The organism is Chamaesiphon minutus PCC 6605, from assembly GCF_000317145.1.
GTDB classification, from domain to species: Bacteria; Cyanobacteriota; Cyanobacteriia; order Cyanobacteriales; family Chamaesiphonaceae; genus Chamaesiphon; species Chamaesiphon minutus.
The window spans coordinates 1,083,334-1,103,210 of the sequence record NC_019697.1; the positions used below are offsets into that span (position 1 = coordinate 1,083,334).

General features: G+C 46.3%; 21 protein-coding genes and 1 tRNA gene. 10 read left to right on the forward strand and 12 right to left on the reverse strand.

The window, feature by feature from the left end; genetic code table 11:
• Positions 1-391: 391 nt before the first annotated feature.
• On the reverse strand, positions 392-3,778 hold the full coding sequence (locus CHA6605_RS04905; protein ID WP_015158429.1) for an alkaline phosphatase: 3,387 nt from the start codon (positions 3,776-3,778) through the stop codon (positions 392-394).
• 421 nt (positions 3,779-4,199) lie between these two features.
• On the opposite strand from CHA6605_RS04905, the gene CHA6605_RS04910 reads away from it, so the two are divergent.
• Entirely contained in the window at positions 4,200-4,502 is a 303-nt protein-coding gene (locus CHA6605_RS04910; protein ID WP_015158430.1) for a hypothetical protein, read from the forward strand.
• Here the strand turns inward: CHA6605_RS04910 and CHA6605_RS04915 are convergent.
• Positions 4,499-4,765, reverse strand: a complete 267-nt coding sequence (locus tag CHA6605_RS04915) for a hypothetical protein (RefSeq protein WP_157259805.1) — start codon at positions 4,763-4,765, stop codon at positions 4,499-4,501. The genes CHA6605_RS04910 and CHA6605_RS04915 overlap by 4 nt on opposite strands.
• Positions 4,766-4,899: 134 nt before the next feature.
• Between CHA6605_RS04915 and CHA6605_RS32515 the strand changes: the two genes are divergently transcribed.
• The 3 genes from CHA6605_RS32515 (at position 4,900) to CHA6605_RS36075 (ending at position 5,688) form a co-directional block, all read left to right on the forward strand.
• A complete protein-coding gene (locus CHA6605_RS32515; protein WP_015158432.1) occupies positions 4,900-5,067 on the forward strand; it encodes a metallothionein in 168 nt (55 codons plus the stop codon).
• Positions 5,068-5,466, forward strand: a complete 399-nt coding sequence (locus CHA6605_RS04920) for an ArsR/SmtB family transcription factor (protein WP_015158433.1) — start codon at positions 5,068-5,070, stop codon at positions 5,464-5,466. It begins immediately after the preceding gene.
• A 96-nt stretch (positions 5,467-5,562) separates the two neighbouring features.
• Entirely contained in the window at positions 5,563-5,688 is a 126-nt protein-coding gene (locus CHA6605_RS36075; RefSeq protein ID WP_269744563.1) for a hypothetical protein, read from the forward strand.
• Between the two features lie 116 nt (positions 5,689-5,804).
• Here the strand turns inward: CHA6605_RS36075 and CHA6605_RS04925 are convergent, their stop codons facing one another.
• The 3 genes from CHA6605_RS04925 to trhO form a co-directional block, all read right to left on the reverse strand.
• Positions 5,805-7,328 carry an iron uptake porin gene (locus tag CHA6605_RS04925; protein WP_015158434.1) on the reverse strand — a complete coding sequence of 508 codons (1,524 nt, stop codon included), beginning with the start codon at positions 7,326-7,328 and terminating at the stop codon, positions 5,805-5,807.
• A gap of 174 nt (positions 7,329-7,502) precedes the next feature.
• A complete protein-coding gene (locus CHA6605_RS04930) occupies positions 7,503-8,543 on the reverse strand; it encodes a metal ABC transporter solute-binding protein, Zn/Mn family (RefSeq protein WP_015158435.1) in 1,041 nt (346 codons plus the stop codon).
• A 226-nt stretch (positions 8,544-8,769) separates the two neighbouring features.
• Positions 8,770-9,645: an oxygen-dependent tRNA uridine(34) hydroxylase TrhO gene (trhO, locus tag CHA6605_RS04935; protein ID WP_015158436.1), complete on the reverse strand. Its 876-nt coding sequence runs from the start codon at positions 9,643-9,645 to the stop codon at positions 8,770-8,772.
• A 239-nt stretch (positions 9,646-9,884) separates the two neighbouring features.
• On the opposite strand from trhO, the gene CHA6605_RS04940 reads away from it, so the two are divergent.
• Positions 9,885-10,841 carry a serine/threonine-protein kinase gene (locus CHA6605_RS04940; RefSeq protein ID WP_015158437.1) on the forward strand — a complete coding sequence of 319 codons (957 nt, stop codon included), beginning with the start codon at positions 9,885-9,887 and terminating at the stop codon, positions 10,839-10,841.
• A gap of 183 nt (positions 10,842-11,024) precedes the next feature.
• On the forward strand, positions 11,025-11,798 hold the full coding sequence (locus CHA6605_RS04945) for a glucosamine-6-phosphate deaminase (protein WP_015158438.1): 774 nt from the start codon (positions 11,025-11,027) through the stop codon (positions 11,796-11,798).
• Positions 11,799-11,912: 114 nt separating this feature from the next.
• On the opposite strand, the gene CHA6605_RS04950 is transcribed toward CHA6605_RS04945, so the two are convergent.
• Together CHA6605_RS04950 and CHA6605_RS04955 are read right to left on the reverse strand one after the other, a co-directional pair.
• On the reverse strand, positions 11,913-12,680 hold the full coding sequence (locus tag CHA6605_RS04950) for an anti-sigma factor (RefSeq protein ID WP_015158439.1): 768 nt from the start codon (positions 12,678-12,680) through the stop codon (positions 11,913-11,915).
• Between the two features lie 2 nt (positions 12,681-12,682).
• Entirely contained in the window at positions 12,683-13,249 is a 567-nt protein-coding gene (locus tag CHA6605_RS04955) for a sigma-70 family RNA polymerase sigma factor (RefSeq protein WP_015158440.1), read from the reverse strand.
• 444 nt (positions 13,250-13,693) lie between these two features.
• Between CHA6605_RS04955 and CHA6605_RS04960 the strand changes: the two genes are divergently transcribed.
• From CHA6605_RS04960 to CHA6605_RS04965, 3 genes are all read left to right on the forward strand, one after another.
• A complete protein-coding gene (locus CHA6605_RS04960; protein ID WP_015158441.1) occupies positions 13,694-14,128 on the forward strand; it encodes a hypothetical protein in 435 nt (144 codons plus the stop codon).
• A 28-nt stretch (positions 14,129-14,156) separates the two neighbouring features.
• Positions 14,157-14,333, forward strand: coding sequence for a hypothetical protein (locus CHA6605_RS33650; RefSeq protein ID WP_157259808.1), 177 nt, complete (start codon positions 14,157-14,159; stop codon positions 14,331-14,333).
• Positions 14,334-15,133: 800 nt separating this feature from the next.
• Complete coding sequence (locus CHA6605_RS04965) at positions 15,134-15,610, forward strand: hypothetical protein (protein WP_015158442.1); 477 nt, start codon at positions 15,134-15,136, stop codon at positions 15,608-15,610.
• 73 nt (positions 15,611-15,683) lie between these two features.
• Here the strand turns inward: CHA6605_RS04965 and CHA6605_RS04970 are convergent, their stop codons facing one another.
• From CHA6605_RS04970 to CHA6605_RS33655, 3 genes are all read right to left on the reverse strand, one after another.
• Positions 15,684-15,962, reverse strand: coding sequence for a hypothetical protein (locus tag CHA6605_RS04970; RefSeq protein ID WP_015158443.1), 279 nt, complete (start codon positions 15,960-15,962; stop codon positions 15,684-15,686).
• A 438-nt stretch (positions 15,963-16,400) separates the two neighbouring features.
• Positions 16,401-16,472 (reverse strand) — tRNA-Gly (locus CHA6605_RS04975).
• Positions 16,452-16,595, reverse strand: a complete 144-nt coding sequence (locus CHA6605_RS33655; protein ID WP_157259810.1) for a hypothetical protein — start codon at positions 16,593-16,595, stop codon at positions 16,452-16,454. Before CHA6605_RS33655 ends, CHA6605_RS04975 begins: the two co-directional genes overlap by 21 nt.
• Before the next feature lie 39 nt (positions 16,596-16,634).
• Here CHA6605_RS33655 and CHA6605_RS04980 point away from each other — a divergent pair, with 39 nt between their 5' ends.
• On the forward strand, positions 16,635-17,462 hold the full coding sequence (locus CHA6605_RS04980) for a glycerophosphodiester phosphodiesterase (RefSeq protein ID WP_157259813.1): 828 nt from the start codon (positions 16,635-16,637) through the stop codon (positions 17,460-17,462).
• A 181-nt stretch (positions 17,463-17,643) separates the two neighbouring features.
• Here CHA6605_RS04980 and CHA6605_RS04985 read toward each other — a convergent pair whose 3' ends face one another.
• Together CHA6605_RS04985 and CHA6605_RS04990 are read right to left on the reverse strand one after the other, a co-directional pair.
• Positions 17,644-17,880 (reverse strand): hypothetical protein, encoded by a 237-nt coding sequence (locus CHA6605_RS04985; protein ID WP_015158445.1) that lies wholly within the window; start codon positions 17,878-17,880, stop codon positions 17,644-17,646.
• Between the two features lie 39 nt (positions 17,881-17,919).
• Positions 17,920-19,845: a S9 family peptidase gene (locus CHA6605_RS04990; RefSeq protein WP_015158446.1), complete on the reverse strand. Its 1,926-nt coding sequence runs from the start codon at positions 19,843-19,845 to the stop codon at positions 17,920-17,922.
• Between the last annotated feature and the right edge of the window lie 32 nt (positions 19,846-19,877).

Genomic DNA, 19,877 nt, shown 5'->3' on the forward strand with positions numbered 1-19,877 from the left:
GCCATGCACCCAAGCTCTATTCTAGATTTCCCTACTGCCACATAATGTTGAATCGATAGTTCGATCGCGATCGTTAGCAGGAAGATAGTTCTCATACTGCTGTTCGATCGTCATTAAGTTGCCATAGACGATCGACTGTTATTTGGCTAATAATTTCTCACCGAAATCATACCACCACTGAGAGAATTTGATGTTAAGCTTGTTCGATCGATAGATTAAGAACTAATTAACAAATCTAGAGATCGTCAGAAGATTTGCCCGCTCTACTAGTTCATCTGTCTACTCATCATCCACCTCAAAAATCATAGCTCCAACACTCTTTAAGAATGTTGGAGCTATGATGTTAATTTGTCGGAATATTAGATAGAACCAGCGGTTGGTATGTCAGGAATTAACCAAACACAAACTGACTGGCATTACCAGGAGTCAAACTACTAGCTTGAATACCTGTCAGGAGTGCCAAAGTTTGACCGCCAAAGTTAATCGAGGTATCGGCACCAACCTGAGCTAATGTCAGGCTAGTCGCACTGATTCCCAGACTTTTAGCACCCTGAATTCCAATTACGTCAGTACCGATTTGGAAGTCCAAAATCGTATTCGCCGCACTAGGAAGTTCGGCATTAGCAATCCAGAATTGGTCGGCACCAGCACCACCAGAGAGGAGATTAGCACCACCAGTACCAGCAAAGAACCGATCGTTACCATCGCCACCTAAAGCGCGACCATTGGCACCGAGGTAGATGGTATCGTTACCAGCACCACCAGAAATGCGGTAATCTTTGACATCATACGCCTCGAAAATATCGTCGCCAGCACTGCCGAAGGCGCGATCGTTATTGGCTACATAAATGATGTCATTACCGCTGCCGAGATCGATCCGATTTTTGCCAGCGAATTCACCAGCGATCGGTACATCCACGCTGTCGTTACCCGCACCCGTGAATACCAAGTCGTTGATACCATCGAAACCTGGCGTCACGCTAGCTACCAAGTCATCCGCACCAGCAGTTCCTGGTACTAGAGTTTGGCGACTGTCGGTACCAAACAGAGTCCGGTACATCAGTTTGTAAATCTCGGTATTATCGAGCGTGCTAGGTAATTGGTCGGCATTCATCCCGTAGGCTTTGGAGACGATACTACCAGGGAAATCTGGGGTACCCACCCAATTGACAACAAAGTTACCCATCGGACCATCGATGCTATTCTTTGCAGCAAAAGGTTTCCAAGGGAACTCGGCACTGGCGGTACTACCATTAACACCATCAAAGAAGGCGCGGTTGGTATTGGTAGTGGTGGGGTTGACACCAAAGAATGGAACTGCGGTCTCGCTATCTTGAATAACGGGTGAAGTAGTGATGTTACCACTGGGTGTGCTAGGGCGATTGTAAGGAGCATACTGGAAGACTTGCAAACCACCTGCATCACTATCAGCCGCCGTCAGGATTAAGGTGTTGGGGTCTTGGGTATCGACATAATTTTTGGCAACACCAATGGCAGCATCAGCCCGCCGGACTGCTTCGATCGTGCCAACTGCGTTATTATTATTGGCGAAGTTGTCGGTGCCTTCTTCTTCTAAAGCAACGAAGAAACCATCGGGATCGCGTTTGAGGATCTTCAACGATGCCTCTAGCATTTCGGCAACAGTTGGAGCCGTGGCAACATATAGGGGTAGCGGATTGGCAGTATTTAAGCCCAATGCTTCTTCGGTGCGATCGTCAAATGTATTTCTTGCCGCAAATACACCTAAGATCTTCGATGGCGGGTTGGTGCTATTAACCACCTGATTCATTTGGTCTTCGGTGTACACCACTGTATAACCCAAAGATTTAGCCAAATCGATGAGGTTTTTGGTTGGACGACGTTCTGCCCGACTTTCAGTCGCATCGATCGCGGCTGTAACGTGAAATCCGGTCGTACCCTTGGGTAGCATATATAGCTCCCCACCACCAAAAATGACGTTAGTACCAGAACGAATCACCTGCTCGATGATTTCGGCGTACTTGTCCCGCGCCCGAATATCGTTACCATCGCGATTGGTAGTTTTAGCCGCAAAGGCAGCGGAACCAGGCTCGGCAAGTTGTCCTGACTGAATCAATGCGGTAGCTTTACCAGCCTCGATCGCTTCTTCGAGGATTGTCTTACCGACGTTACCCGAAGCTGGCACTATAGTAGAGTTATCTTCTTGCAAGCCAAAAGACTCATTAAACAGCTTGGTGCCAGTGGCGTGAGTCACCGCGCCAGCATTGGAAGTACCCGTCAACTGGTTTTCCATGTGTCCCAGATAGACACCTGCATTAGACATGTTGTCCCAATTCAAGCGGCCATCTGGCCCTTTATCTACGTTCCGCAACGCCATGTAATGGGAAGGACTGGTACCATCTGGGTGGATGAAGATGACGTTTCCAGTACTTTTAGTTGCGGCTGGAGCTTTGGTGGGTGAGGGATTGCGCGAGGTCAGTTCTTTCTCGAACAATGTCTCGTACATCAACTCATAGATCGCCGTATTATCTACGGTAGCAGGCAGCTTATCAGCGTTGAGACCGTGGGCTTTGGAAACGATCGAACCGCTAAAATCAGGCAAGCTCGCCCAAGCAACTGCGAAGGGGAATCTGTCCCCATTGGCATCGGGAGCCGCGATAAATGGAGCCGTACCCGCACCATTTTTACCATCTAAGGGGATCGGACGAGGGGTAGTTGTAGGGTTATTATTAATCGTGCCAACGTTGGCAGTGGGACTGGCAACATCAACTACCTGCAATCCACCCGCATCACTATCGGCAGCGGTGAGGAGTAGAGTATTGGGATAGCGATTGATAAAATCTAGCGATACACCAATAGCTTTATCGGCGCGGAGAGTACCTTCGATCGTGCCAGCAGCGTTATTGTTGTTCCCAAAGTTATCCGAACCCTCTTCTTCAACGATCGCGATCGATCCATTCTTGAAGTTGGGGTGTTTCTCCATCAACTTTTGGGTGACATCCAACATCTCACCAATTGTCGGAGCGGACTCCCTGTACAGTGACAGATTCGCTGCGGCTAAGGCTTCTTCTGGTCGATCGTTAAAAGTATGAATCGGTGCAAATACACCCAATACTTTAGTAGGTGTTACGGGAGTCTTTTTGGGATCGAGGAGATCGTTAAGTTGTTGTTCTGTATAGACTATCGTATAGCCATTCTTTTTTGCCAGATCGATTAAGTTTTCGGTGGGACGGACGAGCGAGCTTTTGCTCAGAGCATCATATTCAGCCGCCGTACCATGAAAACCTGCCTGACCGATGGGAATCAGGTTCAGTTCCCCACCGCCCATGATAAAGTTCACCCCAGAATTAATCACCTGCTTGGCGATTTCTGTTTGTTGAGAGCGGGGCACAACCTTGGTACCGTCTGGATTGGTAATGTCCTTAGTTTTGGCAACAAATGCGGCTGTACCAGGCTCAAAGATCGCCCCTGACTGAACCAATGCCGTCACTTTACCTGCATCGCGGGCTTCTTCGACGATCGTTTTGTTGGTGCCAGATAGAGATTTAATATTGCTATTATCTTTCTCAAATCCGAAGGATTCAGCAAAGACTTTTGCGCCTGTAGCGTGGGTCACAGCACCACCATTGGATGTACCGCCGACTTGGTCTTCCATGTGACCGAGATAGACGGCTGCTTTGTCGAGTTTGTCCCAGTTAAGTCGTCCATCTGGTCCAACTTCGAGGAACCTTGCCGCGCCGTAATGGGATGGGCTAGTACCATCGGGGTGAATGAAGATAACGTGATTTCCAGTTTGCATGACGCTTTAAATATAGGGGATTTTTGAAAAGCTATCGTGGAGACAGTTATATTCAATTCGCGAACAGTTTCAGGTGCGCGAATCTAACAACAGCAAGTTGTGTGGTAACGAGAATCATTATTTACAACTCATTGTTATGATTCCACACGTAGATTAAGAATCGTTAAAAAAATGGTTAATAGAATACAATAATTCGGTGATATCTTTGGCGCAGCCTCTCGCGTGGAGAATCGAGTTAAGTCGTCATGTAAAAACGATCGCATTTATTCATTCGCAGACTGATTTTTAACACCCGTTGGCTCGGAAATTAATCTGACTAAGATTGCCCGATTTCCACAGCAATAAGATCTCGATCGTCTTAAACTTAAATTCGAGTTTCGATCGCATATAATAGTAGCCATCCACCCATCCCGCGCTGATAATGGATAAAAATAAATTAACAGTAATGGCTTGTTCTGGTTCGATCCTCGCTGCTGCGCTATTGACAGATCCCAGTTATGCAATACCGCTGCAAAACTCTGGCGATAGCAATCGTCAGATTATTAATGGATCGTCGATCTCCGAGAATCGAGTCAATACTCTTCAATCGATCGAAGATGGGATTTCACCACTGAATTACGAACGCCGATTGCAACAAACAGCGATCGCTAAATTTGGGTGTGGCTGCACCAATTGTGTAACGACAATTCGCCAAGAACTAAAATCGGGCGAACTGGCAATCTAATTCAGCGTCACGCCTAGTTGCTGTGCGGCCATTCTACAGCCATTGCAATCACAACTGAAGTTTCGATAGGCAAGCTGCTTTTGTCGGGCAATTAAAGCTTGGTGAGCAGATTTGGGGTCGATCGTGGGTGCTGCCACAGGCTGGATTTTCCAGGGTTTGAGTGTCGTTTCCACTGGCTGCTGTTGAGGAGGATTAGCTTGGGCGAGATAAGTAGATCCGATCGCTCCAGCAAGAGACAGCAGTACTATGTTAAATGGTTTCATCTTAAATATCTTTAAGTGACTCGATGCCATTATAAAGCTACCCGATTGCTAAAATTTGTCAAGCTGCACAGTTTTTTATATCTGAATGTACATTCAGGTGTTAAGATATTAAAGTAACTCAAAGGAGATCCACCATGTCTACTGTCACTCAGATGAAATGTGCTTGTGAGTCTTGCTTGTGCATAGTTTCGCTCTCAGATGCGATCGTCAAAGACGGCAAACACTACTGCGGCGATGCTTGTGCTAACGGTCATCCAGCAGGACAAGGTTGCGGACACACAGGCTGTGGCTGCGACAAATAGATGTCAGATCGATCGACCGAACCAGTAAAGATCGAGGATGAGGAAGAGCTTTGTTGTGAAGATTCCCATCCAAGTCACTCTGCTGATGTGAATGCCATTCCCACCGAAATGCTCTCGGTGGAAAAGGCACAGCGTCTGTCAGAGTTTTTGGGCTTTTTAGCCGACCCTAATCGGTTGCGAATTCTCTCAATCCTAGCCGCAAAAGAAATGTGTGTTGGCGATTTAGCTGCTATTTTAGAGATGAACGAATCGGCAGTATCCCATCAGTTAAGAACGCTCAGGGCCATCCGATTAGTCAATTTTCGCAAACAAGGACGGCACGTATTTTACAGCTTGCAAGATCGCCAGATTCTCGACTTTTATCGATCGGCAATCGAGCATATCGATACAACAACCTAAAAGTAGATAACAGTTGCGCGCTTAAGTTCAGTTTCTCCTGTCGGAGATGCTACGCTAGCGGGATCGGAAGAACCTGGAGACTGGAAGTCTCGGCTCATGGTGCAAAGTCCGCCTTTGCGGACTAGGCTATTAGTCCGCGAAGGCGGACTTTGCAGTGCTAGACCCGATTTCAATCGGCGGCGAGACTCGCTCGAAGCAAATATCCTTAACCCGTTGGCGTGAACTCTCCCTTATGCGAAACTGGCGTTACTTAGCTCCTCTAGTCGATCGAGTCGATGCGAACAGAATATAACTTTCGGGGCGATTCGATCGAATCGTCCCCTAATTTTAACCTGCCGCTAGAAAGTAAAAGTAGTCCGCAAAGCACCAATAACAGCACTGCTGCTATTAGCATCCTGATTCGGTGCCGTCAGGTAAATAATCCCTGGCGTAATACTAATACTGTCATTAACCTTAATCTGGTAAAAGCCCTCAATATGCAAACCAGCCTTAGTATCGGTCGTATTCACACCCGTGAGCGGATCTACCCCCGAAGAAGCCACCCGTGGCTCCTGCCCCACTAACAGCCCAACTAAATTCCCCTGACCACCCACATCTGGTAACGCCGCAGTTATCGCCCAGTTCCAGATCTGTCTGTCGCCACCAGGAGCTTGATTTTGGGTATAACCAGCCCAACCACCCAATGCTAACTGAGGAGACACTTGGAACGTACCTTGTACGCCAATATTGTTGCTAATGCCACCCAAATTTGCATTCAGACTGCCCGTACCCGGATCGGAATTAAAAGTCCGCGTGTAAGTTACACCAACTTTAGAATTTTCGCCCGTCTTGAAACTGACTTGCGCCAACGCACCATAGCCACCGCCGAATAATCCATTACCGGGTGCGGGATCGTTACCAGTCCTAGCTAAATAGCCCAGACTCAGTTCGACAGTGTCGCTTAACTTGTGGCGGATGCCGACGCCAGTACCTTGAACGGTATAGTAAATTGAGGGACGATTGCCAAATAGTGAAATCGAGCCACTGGCACCATCGCCATCGAAATAAGGATTGATAGTATCGGTAAAGTCATCAGCAGCACCAGCATTTGCCGCCACGACTAACTGTGTTTGCTCGGAGAGCGGAAATTCATACTTGAGCGCATCGATGCCGATGCTGCTGTTGGTGGTGCCATCCGTCCAGGATAAGCTCCCTTCTGGAGTAGCAACAGCAGTAGTATTCGGACTGGGATTTTGGTTAGATAAGCCAAATCCAACTGCTTGGAGCCGAGTAGTGAGCGTACCGCTACCGATTTCGGTTTTGAGTTCGAGCCGCGTCCGATGTCCGAAGGCGGCATTGCGGGAGTAGTCCCCAGCAAAAGTCCCCGCCGCGCTAAAAATCACTTGCCCTGACAATTTGGTGTTAATTGAAAACTGTTGCTTGTCGAGCTGTTCGACTTTTTTGGTTGTTTCCGCTGCCTTCCCATCAACTTCGGTCAATTTCTCTCGCAATTCTTGATTCGATTTGCGTAACGCTTCGACCTCTTCGCGGGTGACGCTCGGTTCGGATGGCGCGGGTGGGGGCGTTACTGGTGTGGGTGGGGGAGGTGTTTGGGTCACATCAGTGGGTGATGTGGTCGGTGTGGTAGAAGTGGTTACTGGTTTGACTTGAGTACGGACTCTAACTTTTTTGCGCTTAATCCGTTTCTTTTTCCTGGCAGCAATTAGTTGGTTCGGATTAATTTGCGTGACGCTGGACGCTGGCGAATTAGGCTTAGTGGCAATTGAATCTATGGCTTGGGATGCAGTGGCCATTAATAAAGTAGCACATACCGAACTTGCAGTAATTGAGAGCCAGTTTAGATAACGCGGGAAAGTATTCATTTTGATGATTGTTAATTGTAAAAATGGGCGGTGCTGGTTTGAAGTCCGATCTATTTTCTTGCACGATCGCAAAACCGATCGTTATCTCAAACCTAAATTTTCAAAACTTTTCATAACTCAATACTGATATGAATAGCTACTTATGGCGATCGAATTCGAGCTACGCTGCTGCGCTTATTTTACAGGGAAAGGTGTATATTTACCACCCAAGCCTTCGACGATAGTTTTAGTATTTGAAACTAACATTTTTTGATAAGTCTCTCCCAAACTGCCTGCTTCACCCAATCCATCAACATAAAGTTCCTGCTTTGCCACTTTCACATTCGCTTCTTTAGCAATCGCGGTAAGTAGTTTAGGATTGAGTGTTAGTTCGGCAAAAATCGTCGGAACTTGTACTTTCTTAATTTTGCCAACCATTTCTTTCGCTCTCGCGGCGTTGGGCTTTTCTTCCGTGCTCAATCCTTCTAAAGCATCAACCGGAATTCCATAAGCTGTGGAGTAATATCCAAGTGCATCGTGAGTTGTAAACAACACTTTTTTAGCAGCCGGAATCGTATTTATTTGCGATTTAATCCAAGTATCGAGTTGTCCGATTTCTGAAGTTAATTTTTGAGTATTTTGCTTGTAAGTTGCTGCTTGGGCTGGCACTAATTTTTCTAAATTAGCAGCAATTGTTTCGGCCATTTTGCTCCCATGCTGGGCATTATGCCAAACGTGTGGATCTGCCGTGCTTTTACCATGTTCTTCAAACTGCTGGGGTTTCGGTACCGCTACTTCGTGTACGGCAATTTTTGGGGCTGGATTGGATGTCGCTTTAATCGCTTTAATTAGCTCTGGCTCAAAGTCATAGCCGCCATACAACACTAGTTGAGCCTTTTCGATCGATTGTCTGGCTTCGGGAGTAAGTTTGTAAACGTGGGGGTCGCTACCCGCAGCAAGCAAGCATACTACATTTACGGTGCTAGCCGCAATTTGTTTGGTTAAATCGCACAAGACAGTATTTGTGACTACTACCTTCGGGCTGCTGTCTGTATTTGCGGCTGTGGTTGTGGTTGGAGTTTCGCTAGCTGTGGGGCTAGCCGCGTCTGTAGGTTGTTTATTTGGGCTGGTGCATCCAGTTATTAGCCCGATTGCGAGGATTGATGATACCAGCCAGTTATGACGTAGTGGTTGTTTTGAGTTTGAGCGACGAGGGTTAATGTTCGCGATCGTCATATTAAATTGGTAGATTATTGGTGGGTTCGTGGTGCGTGTCGCAGCATCTTGCGTGACAGGTTTCTAATATAATGATAATCATTATCGTTACAAGCACAGCCATCTTATCGGGTTCGGTAGCAGACTGTCAATTGGGGTAGAGGGTAGAGGGTAGAGGGTAGTTCTTGCGACTCAATTAGCAGACTTCATATACAGCAAGGCTTTCCCAATCGAAAATGGGATGAGACTATCGATCTTGGAGTTGTCGCCATCTTTCGGTGCGGCTAGCGCGTTGTGCGGGGGTAATTGTCGCGTAGCAGCGGGGACAACAGATCCCTGGTTCGTAATGCGGCGATGCGAGATCTGAGGGTGAGATCGGGTTGCCACAACCCCAGCAGAGTTGATGAGTACCTGGTTCGAGTCCGTGGGTAACGGCGACGCGATCGTCAAACACAAAGCATTCGCCCTCCCATTGGCTCTCGGCGGCGGGAATTTCTTCGAGATACTTAAGGATACCGCCTTGCAGGTGATAGACGTTCTCAAAGCCTTGAGAGAGCAAGTAGGAGGTAGCTTTTTCACAGCGGATACCGCCAGTGCAAAACATGGCGATTTGTTTGTGTTGGTGTGGATCGAGGTGGGTGGCGACGTATTCGGGAAATTCGGTAAATGAGTCGGTGTGCGGATCGATCGCGCCTGCAAAGGTGCCGATTTCGACTTCGTATTGGTTGCGGGTATCGATGACAACTACGTCTGGGTTGGCGATTAATTCGTTCCAGTCTTGGGGTTTGACGTAGGTACCGACGAGATTGGTAGGATCGACGGTGGGGACGCCAAAGGTGACAATTTCTTGTTTGAGCCGGACTTTAAGCCTGTCGAAGGGGGATTTAGTCGCGATCGATTCTTTATGTTCTAAGTCGGCAAAATGGGAATCGGCTTTGAGATAAGTAAGAATAGCATCGATACTCGCTCTGCTACCACAAATCGTGCCATTAATACCTTCAGCCGCTAACAAAATCGTACCTTTAATCTGATGTTGCTGACACAGATTTAATAAGGGTTGACGACGCTCGCGATAGTTCTCTAGCGATACAAATTTATAAAAGGTGGCAATAACTTGAGTCATAGCTGTGGCTTATCGATGGCATTATTTAATCAAAACTGCATCGTTTCTGGGAATCGGTCTGGCTGTCAAAGCTCTGTCCTGACAGGAATTGAAATTTGGTTACATAACAATACAAATTGCTGAATTAGAGTTACTAATCGATCGTTAGGTCTAATTGTCTCACAGCATACAGTTTCGATCGATAATATCAACGATTATATGTAACCAGAAGTTTAATAGCAATTTCTGCTACCCAGCCCATGAATATCGTCGTGGATGGTCGTTATCAAATTATCAAACGGCTCGGTAAAGGTGGATTTGCACACACCTATTTAGCAAAGAATCTGACTGTACCGGGCGAACCGAAGTGTGTAGTCAAGCAACTGCGTCCCAAAGTCGAGCATCCTCGGCTGTTGCAGTTATTTAAATTGGAGGCGGCAATTCTGGCGCGCTTCAAGCACTCTCAGATCCCCACGCAGGTAGAGTGCTTCGAGCATCAGGGTGATTTTTTCCTGGTTCAGGATTTTGTCGCTGGCGACGATCTGAGTAAAGAATTTAAGATCGGGCATCAGTGGAGCGAAGCCAAGGTAGTTAAGTTTCTGCGCGAGATGCTGACGGTATTGGGCTACGTGCATGAGAAGCAAGTCATTCACGGCGATATTAAGCCTGCGAATATTATCCGCCGTTGGGACAACGGACAGTTGTGTTCGATCGATTTTGGTGCAGCACGCGACTTGAGCGCAGAGTCAGTCGAACCGAATACAGTGGTAGGAACTCCTGGTTACAGTGCGCCCGAACAAGCTGAGGGTGTTGCTGTTTATAGCAGCGATATTTACGCGCTGGGAATGACGGCAATTCAGTTTCTGACGGGACAGTATCCCCTCCACTTACCCAAGAACGAATGGCAGGAAGTTATCTGGCGAGATCTGACCCAGATTAGCGATCGATTGGCAGCAATTTTGGAGCAAATGACACGGGTTGATTGTGTCGAGAGATATGAGTGCGCCAACGACGTTTTGCTCGATCTAGAGACATTCCCGCTCGACTTTGGCGACGAAAACTGCTGCTCGAATCCTGCGGATAGCCGATTGACTAGTAAACTTATGGTGGTAACCATGCTGCTCGGCTTGGGTTTGGGCAGTACCGCAGCGATCGTCAATCAGGTCGAATCCTACAAAACCACGGTCGAGGTATCGCTCGACGACGATCGTCGATAATTGATAGTTGATAGTTGATAACTATGGTAGTGCCGATCTGAGTATTATGGTTGATTAGCACAACCAAAACATTTCCCCGCGCCCCGCTCACCGCTTGTAAGGGTGTGGCATAATTTACTCATGCGACCGATCCGATCTGCGGTAAGATCGTCCGATGTCACGATCGAGCGACGATCTATCAATATGCCTACTCCATTACGTACCTTTCAAGTCGATGCTTTGCAGGTAGAGGTTTATCGCGATGAGGCAGATCTTGTCAGTCATTTAGTCCAATACACTCAATCTTATCTGAGCGCAACCATCGATCGACAGGGGAGCGCAGCCGCGATTTTGGCCTCTGGAGCTTCGCAAATTAGGTTGCTCAAGGATTTAACCACATTTGGCGAAATTGACTGGGGACGGCTAACTTTGTTTCATTTGGATGAGTATTTGGGGATTGGCGGAACGCATCCAGCGAGCTTTCAGTTATTTATGCGGGAAATGGTAGCGCAAAAAGTAGCTCTGCGTCAGTTTCATTATCTCGCTGGCGATACCTTAGAACCGATCGCCGAATGCGATCGCTACGATCGGTTATTATCAGCACAACCGATCGATTTATGCTTTCTGGGAATTGGCGAAACCGGACATATTGCCTTTAACGATCCGGAAGTGGCCGATTTTAACGATCGCTATCCCGTCAAGTTGGTAAAATTAGCCGATAAGTCTCGCCAACAGCAGGTAAATACCGGATTTTTCGATCGAATTGAAGCCGTCCCTCAATACGCACTGACGCTGACTTTACCCACAATTTGCAAGGCGCGACAAATTTGCTGTTTGGCAATGGGAACTAGAAAAGCAAATATTGTCAAAACCATGCTGACGGGTGAAATTGCACCAACCTGTCCTGCTACGCTCTTGCGGAAGTATCCCACTGCAACTTTATACTTGGATGAAGCTGCTGCTAGTGCGATTGTCTAAGTTACTCACTTGCCATGGAATGTCCCATATCGAATTCTTGCTAGCTAACGTCAACACCCCACTGTGTCAGTGTTTCTTGACTTTTCCGTGGGGCAGAAATCGGTAGGACGCGCCCTAGATTTCGCCCGCAATAATCCGCGTCCCAGTGGGTACTAGCGGTGCATTTTGGCGATCGACTGTGACAAACAAACCAGTTGCTTTTGTGCCAGGAGGTGGCACTTGCGGTGGATTAATCGACTCAGACGCATTTCCTTGTCCATCGGTGCGAAATTCACCACAATAAATGACCTGCTGATTGTTTAGGCTCAACCACAATCGATATACTTGGTCTGCTGGCAGGGGTGGCAGGTTTTTAACTGACACCACCACGTCCTGCCATTTTCCTGGCGTAAATAGGACTGTGCCACCAGTGGCTCGATTCGTTCGATCTGTCAGAGCGATTAATTTACTATTGGGACGTTGTAGCAAATTAGCCACTCTTTCAGGCGTTTGTTGTCGAGCAAAATTGAGATCTTGTCGGAGTCGGAGATTGTCGAGCGATAATGCTACTGCTGCGATGAGGGCAAAAATGGCGACGACCTTACTCCAGTTCGTTTTTTTTGGTGGTGTTGCTACCACTTGACGATTCTCTTTCAGAGAGGCTTCGCCAACGATCTCCGAGGCTTGCAGAACTTGAGCACGCAGATGTGCTGGTGGCTGTAGTTGAGGTACATCTAGGGCAAGACCGCCCAAGACCATCTGAAGTTCTCGCACTTCTTGGCGCAGAGCTGGATTTTCTAACATCATGCGCTCGAAAAATTCTACTTCAGGTGGTGCTAATTCGTCTAGCACATACCCAGCAGCTAGCTGTTTTGTTTCGTCAGAAAGGGCGGAGTTTGTCATGGTTAATCTATATCTAATCTGTCCACACCAGTCAACTGTCCCTTGAGTTGAACCAGAGCCTGCCGGAGACGACTTTTGACAACCCCAGGCGTGAGATCCAAAGACTCAGCGATTTGATTGTGACTCAAACCTTGATAATAATTCAGATTGAGGATTTGACGCTGGAGTTCTGGTAATGCTTGCATCGCTTGATGGATACTAGTTTGAATTTCCGAAGTTGTCGCTTGTTCTAATGGCGAGGGATCTGTAGATTCTTCAGTGATGGTTTTCTGCCACCGAGACAAAAAACTATTAGCAGTAGTCCGCTTCCGAATTTTGTCGATCGCTCTCGATCTAGTCAGGAGTCCTAAAAAACTACTTACAGATCCGCGATCTGGGTTAAAGCTATTATTTTGCCAAAATGTTAAAAAAATATCTTGGGTGAGGTCTTCTGCTTCCTGAGCATTTTGCAAGATTTGGTGAGCGATGCTATAAACCAAACCAGCATATCGATCGTACAGAACGGTTAGAGCTTGATGCTGACCGAGCCGCAAATTATGAACTAGTTGAGCATCAGGTGAGTTTTTCATAGATTCATCGGTGTAGAAGATAATTTACCACCCAATGAATTACTACACTTAGCTAAACATATTTTACAGCACTTTCACAGCCGATCGATAACCATTAACTTACTATTACTACTTTTTATTTAAACTCTGTCTGGAAGATTTTACTTCTCCTCTCAATCCTACTTTATTTAGTTGCGAAATGCTGTATATCAGCTTCAAATTCAACATTTGTATGCCGCCCAAAGCATTGGATTGCATGTCCTGCAAAGATCTCAGCACTTTGTTAAAGATTTTTCATAAAAAGTTCAATTATTTCGATCCAATCGCATCACGAGCACGTACTAATAACAGCAGCAAGAATGGGAGATGAAAATCAGCCAGACTTGATAACTATTCACCCACTCGATCTCTAGCTAATTTATTTAATATAGAGCGAGTTAAATTAATAAATCTAGGAACATCATCATGAAATTTTCTACGCTTATCAATCTCGTTAAAATTCAATCACCTGCTCAAGTGTTGCTATCGATATTAGCAGTTAGTCTTTGTTTCGGTGCAAGCGATCGTGCCTCTGCCTCTCCCACCTGTGCTAACGTAAATGTCAATATTCAAAATGGAACTCCAGATACGGTAAAGGTAACGAATTTTGAGTACTTCGACACTACTCAGAACGCATTTGTACCCAAAAATCTCTTGGGTCCGAGTGGAACACAGCAACTGACTTCGGGCACAGTTCATCGGGCGACGCGAAATTTTGCTCAAGTTGGTGGTCGTACTCAATTCCGAGTTACATACCAACATAAACAAGGCATTAACAATTTTGCTGCTCCTGTTCGTGTGACTACCGATCGTTTTGTTTGTATAGATGGAAGTACGCAGCCAGTTTTACTCGATAAATAGATTGTATTGCTCAATATCCAACTACATTATGCTGTGTGGATCTATTGCTTATTGCGATCGATCCATGCAGCCAGGAATCTCGATTTCCGAATTGGAAGGCTGTGCCTGTCTTGTCGCGCTGCTTGGTGCAACACATGCGGAGGAAACCTCCGCGTGGTTGCATCCGCTTTTTACGGCGGGAAACCCGCCGTTGGCGTTGGCGTAGCCTGCCGTAGGCACAGCCTCTGCGTCAGCAGATACGCGCGCCGCTACGGCAGGCTTTTGCCAACGCCAACGAGCAAACTCATTTCGCAGTTACTTACCAACGTCGAGGTAGTAATGGTTATGGTCTACCTATAATTCAAGAGACACCAAAGTTTACTTGTGTTGGCGGTATGCTCAAAGAAGTTGTACTTACCAAACTACAGAGCTAATTGGACAAATACTTTACTTTTTCGATCTATGATGCAGAAGGTGTAACAATAGTTTGCTTCTGCATCTTTTGACGATCGCCACAGAGGTAAGAGTTAGTGACAAGGCGATCGTTTAACAAATCGAGTGTCGCGAATAATTCTTGATGTGCCTTATCGTCCGCAGATTTGGTCTCAGGCTTAATTTAGCGGATGCGCGCACGCCTTTGTTCCCCGATGGTTTAGCGACCCAAATCGCGCTGAGGTTTGTCTTGTCTTGACGCACACAACCGGGAGGGAACCTCCCGGTCGATGCGTCGCTGTCTCGCTTCCATGGTCGGGAGACAAAGGCGGGAGCGAGCCGCTCCTCAGCGTGCGTTTGGGGCAAGACAGCGCACCAAGCCATTGCTGGTATCTACAATTATGAACTTTCTTTGTTACCCGATCTGGCGATCGCTTGATACTTTCGCAGGAGGTCTAGTGAATAGTGGATAGTGGATAGCAATTTGTGACAGGCTAGAGATATTTAAGCTATTGTCATAGTAATACTTCTCGACGATCGAAAATCTGCTTGTCGAGAGTGACTGCGAACACTAGTTGGGTAGAGGTAAGATCGATGAAAGCGAGCATTTCAGTCGTGGCTAGTACTGTTTTATTGGCGAGCAATTCAGTAGCGATCGCCGCAGAGTCAAATAGTAATAATAATATTACAGTCAGTCAAAGTACGGTTGTCGTCACTACAGATGCAGATGGCGGACAAGTTCAATCTACAACTGTTAGTATCGATCGTGCCGATTTAACCGAGCCACATATTTTGCGGGTAAGAGGAACTGCAAATAATTTGCCGATCCGCCTGCAACGTGTCGAAGTCAAGATGAATGGTAAATTGCTCAGATCGATCGTCAATAATTCCCTAGAACTAAATTTAGCTCCGTTGCTGAAAACCGGACGCTACGAAGTTGAAATATCTAGCAATTCGCCGCAAATCGAAGATACTATTTCAGTCAATTTTACTGGTAAAAATACCAACGTCACCCAGCAATTTTCTGGCACTGGCACCCTCAAACAAACATTAGTTATTAACATTCGATAGCCTTAACGAAGGCAGAAGACAGAATGTCAGGCTCTCTCCGCTAAATAGTGTAAAATGGATCTGTCGCTACATTTTACACTCCTAAAAGCTGGTGATTTAACCCATTCAAAATACGATGGATGATGCGGTATCGATCGATTTTAAAGTCCATAAATTCAGTTGCTAACCACGATTTATATTTAAAAGCAAGCTGCTTGATAAAGGTTAGTTCCTCTATTTGTAACTCAACTAAAGATCGATAACGCCAGCCGCGCTCGTAAGTAGCAAGCTTTTGAGTATCAGTCAAGCAGTAAACATCTTTAATTTGCCAACCCAGAAATTCTAATAACGGTAGTTTTGGTAGAAAGCTCATTATTATAGTCAGAATTGTAGAAAGTCGCAACCATCTTTCTTCGTAAGGAGTGGTTGAAAGTGGGTATGCGATCGATAGGCGCAAAATCGACTTTCGTCGCAACCATTCTTCTTTGTGAGGAGTGGTTGCAAGTGTCCGATCGAACAAATCAGTATAATCTTCTCAATCAGGAATAGTTGAAAGGAGTCTCATCGCCCGCTTAAACGCAGTGATAGCAGCATGTAATTCGATCGAAGCGAGGTGTAATAATACTAATTACCAGTTATCGACCGTCCGCACTATCCTAACTAAAATCAAGTCAATAATTGGGACTTTGACACCAATCTGTTAATAATGACAATAATTAGTTAAATGGACACTAATCTGTTAACAGTGACAAATAATTAGTTAATGTACATCTACAAATATCGATGAAATGTACAGGTCGAATAACTACTAAGCGGGCGATGAGACTCGAACTCACGACGTTCACCATGGGAAGGTGACATTCTACCACTGAATTACACCCGCAATTAGTACTAACTTTAGCACGAAACCCGATCGAATGGCTACAGATGCGTTGGACATCTTGAGAGAGAATTTATTACACTTGAGATAGTGCGCTTTGTAGGTGTAACTGCTGAGTACGAGCATCGTAGTTCTAACCAGAGATCGGAATTAGCTAAAGTTGTTATGAATAAATTACATCGCAACTCGGTGGCGCAGCCGTCGAGCATCAGCATTGTGGCTCATCGAGGCAAAACAGCGACGATTAAATCTGAGAATACAATTGAAGCTTTTAAAAAAGCGATCGAGATCGGCATTCCGCAGATCGAATTCGATCTGCGGATGTCTCAAGATGGCTATATTGTTAGTTATCACGATCGCACGATCGTTCGCGATACTCCAACTCAAGATGAGATCGAGATTGCGGATCTCAAATATCACGAACTCCAATCGATCGCCAAAAGTCAAGGGTTTGAGGTGCCATTATTTGAAGATATTCTCAAGCTTTGTCGCGATCGCGTCGCCCTAGATATCGAAATTAAAGAAGAAGGTTATGAAGATCGAATTGTTGAGTTAGCTACTCAGTATTTAGACTATTCTAATTTCGTTATCAAATCTTTTAATGATGATTCTGTGAGGAAAATTAAAGATTTAGATCCACAGGTTGTGGTAGGACTATTATTAGGAAAAGTGCGTGGTAAGTTTCCACTGCTAAGTATTTTAGCTCAATTTTTTCCTGAGTATCGCATCTTTAAAACTGGTGCAGATTTTGTCGCTCCACATTTTCGACTCCTCAAGTTTGGATTTTTGTGGCGGATGAAATTACTCAATCGCTCGGTTTATGTGTGGACGGTAAATGAGGAGCGGCGATTATCTAAACTGCTGCGAACTAAGGATATCGCAGCAATTATTACAGATAAACCAGAATTAGCAATGAAAATCCTCGATTCGCTCCACCAGCAGCGGCTGGGCGATGGTGTCGCTCCACTAATGAGCCGCGATTACATCCAGTAGGCTACGCCAACGATCGATTCTTGACGAAGGCAGAAGGCCGTTGTTGTAAAGGGGATTTATGCCCAGCTACAACAATATATCGCGGATGAGGGCAAGGTTTTAAACCCGTTTTTTTGATAATTAGGTGTTACCGATTTTGGATTTGGCAAAAACCTAAAGCTAAAAGCCTAACGCCTAACGCCTACAAAATTCGACTCATGCGATCGAAATATCTCCAGGCTGAGGCATAATCTTTTTTAATTAATTCCCAGAAGTAATCATCATCGAATGCCAGATACCGCAATTCGAGTTTGGGTTTTTTGATGCGGGGTGGAAATAGTGGGTTTTGACGCTTGAGAGCGTATTTACTGCCGATTTTTGATTCGAGTCCGGCAGTAAATGAGGGTGGTAGTAGGTTAAGTTGGGTAAATTGAACCACAATTTAAGGTTGAGAATAGGGAGCAATATTTGGCTGTTACTAACGATCGATCTGGATGGGTTCGATTTCTTCGGCTAGCTCGAAGCCAAAGATTTGAGCGTAGAAATAAAACTCGCCAGTGAGGGCGCGTTTGATATTTTCGGCTTGACGGAAGCCATGTTGTTCGGTGGGAAATGTGACATAAGCGACGGGGATCTGCTTGGCTTTGAGTACGGCTACCATCATTTCTGCTTGATTTGGCGGAACGACTTTGTCCTCCAATCCCTGAAAGAAGGCGATCGGACAGGACAATCGATCGGTAAAATAGAGTGGCGATCTGGCTTGATAAAGATCGGCTTGAGCCGGATAGGGAGCCACTAATCGATCGAGATAGCGAGATTCAAATTTGTGCGTATCTTTGGCGAGTGAGGCTAAATCGCTGACGCCATAATAACTCGCACCTGCTTTGAAGGTATCGCCAAAGGTCAGTGCGGCTAGAGTAGTATAACCGCCCGCGCTCCCTCCCGAAATTGCCAAGCGGTTGGCGTCGGCCAAACCTTGTCGCACTAGGTAGAGTGCGGCATTGGTACAATCATCGACATCGACGATGCCCCACTTGCCATCGAGACGGTGTTGATAGGCTTTACCATAGCCAGTACTCCCACCATAATTGACATCTACTACTGCAAAACCGCGACTCGTCCAATATTGGGTTTTGAGGCTAAGTTGATTGGAAGTGGCTGCGGTAGGCCCGCCGTGACTTTTGACGAGTAAGGGGGGTTTCTCGCCCAGTAATGGTTGATAATCGGGATTGGTCGGTGGATAATAAAATGCAAACGCAGTATTCCCATCGGTAGTGGGAAATTCGATCGACTCCGGGATCGAGAAATAGCGAGGATCGATTTTTAAGCGATTGGAACGTTGGAGAATTTCGCGCGATTCTGTCAGCAGATCGATGGTAATAATTTCATTGGCATGAGTTGCTGAAGCCGCACAGCAAACTACTAAATTACCAGCCGCACGCACGTTGGAAATATCTGTATACGGGACATTCAGCCGCGTTAGATGTCCGCTGAGGGTATTGATCAGTGCGAGGTGCCAGACGCCGCGTTGAGTGTAAGTGCAAACGATCCGATTGCCCACTAATGCGTAAGTTGACATCCCAAATACCCATTGGGGGAGACCAAATTCGGCCTCTAATTCATGCACGGGCTTAACTGTGCTACCTTGCCAACAGTAGAGATTGCCCCAACCCGTGCGATCGCTGACAAAATATAATGTATCATCTCCAGCCCACTGGGGTTGAAAGATGGCTTGATTCGCACCACCAGCAATCAATGATGGTGCGGCAAGATAACCATTAACGATATTGGCAACTTGTAAATTAGTGCCATCCCAAGGCAAATTGGGATGATTCCAACTCAACCAAGCCAACCTACTCCCATCTGGACTCAATCGCGGCGCAGCATAAAAGTCACAGCCACCTGCCATAACTTGAATGTCATCTGGTTTGGCGATATCGATACTGACGATCGTATTTAATGGCTCGAAGTCTGCCGAATCATGTTCTTCCTGCACGCAAATCAATCGGTGACGCAGCGTATCGACACTCAGATCTGCATAGCGTTTCTTTTTGTCATGGGTGAGTTGCCGAACTTGTTGTGGCTGCTCCGATCGTAAATCCTGGACGTACAGACAGTTATCGCTGATATTACTAAAATAAACGCAACCATCGACGACGGTATAAGCGGCACCACCGTATTCGTGAACGCGGTTGCGGACGTTATATTCTGGCGGCGTCACGTCCGTATTTTTACCGTCTGAGGTGCGCCTAACAATGACACTGCGTCCGGCTTCTTGGGGACGAGATTCTAACCAATAAATATCTGCTCCATCGATGACGATCGAACCAAGTCCGATACTATCTGCGACGATCGCATCAGCCGTAATCGGCGACTTCCAGGAACCAAAGGGAGCAAGTTGCATAGTGGCGATCGATTTAGAGTGGTGTAGTAGCG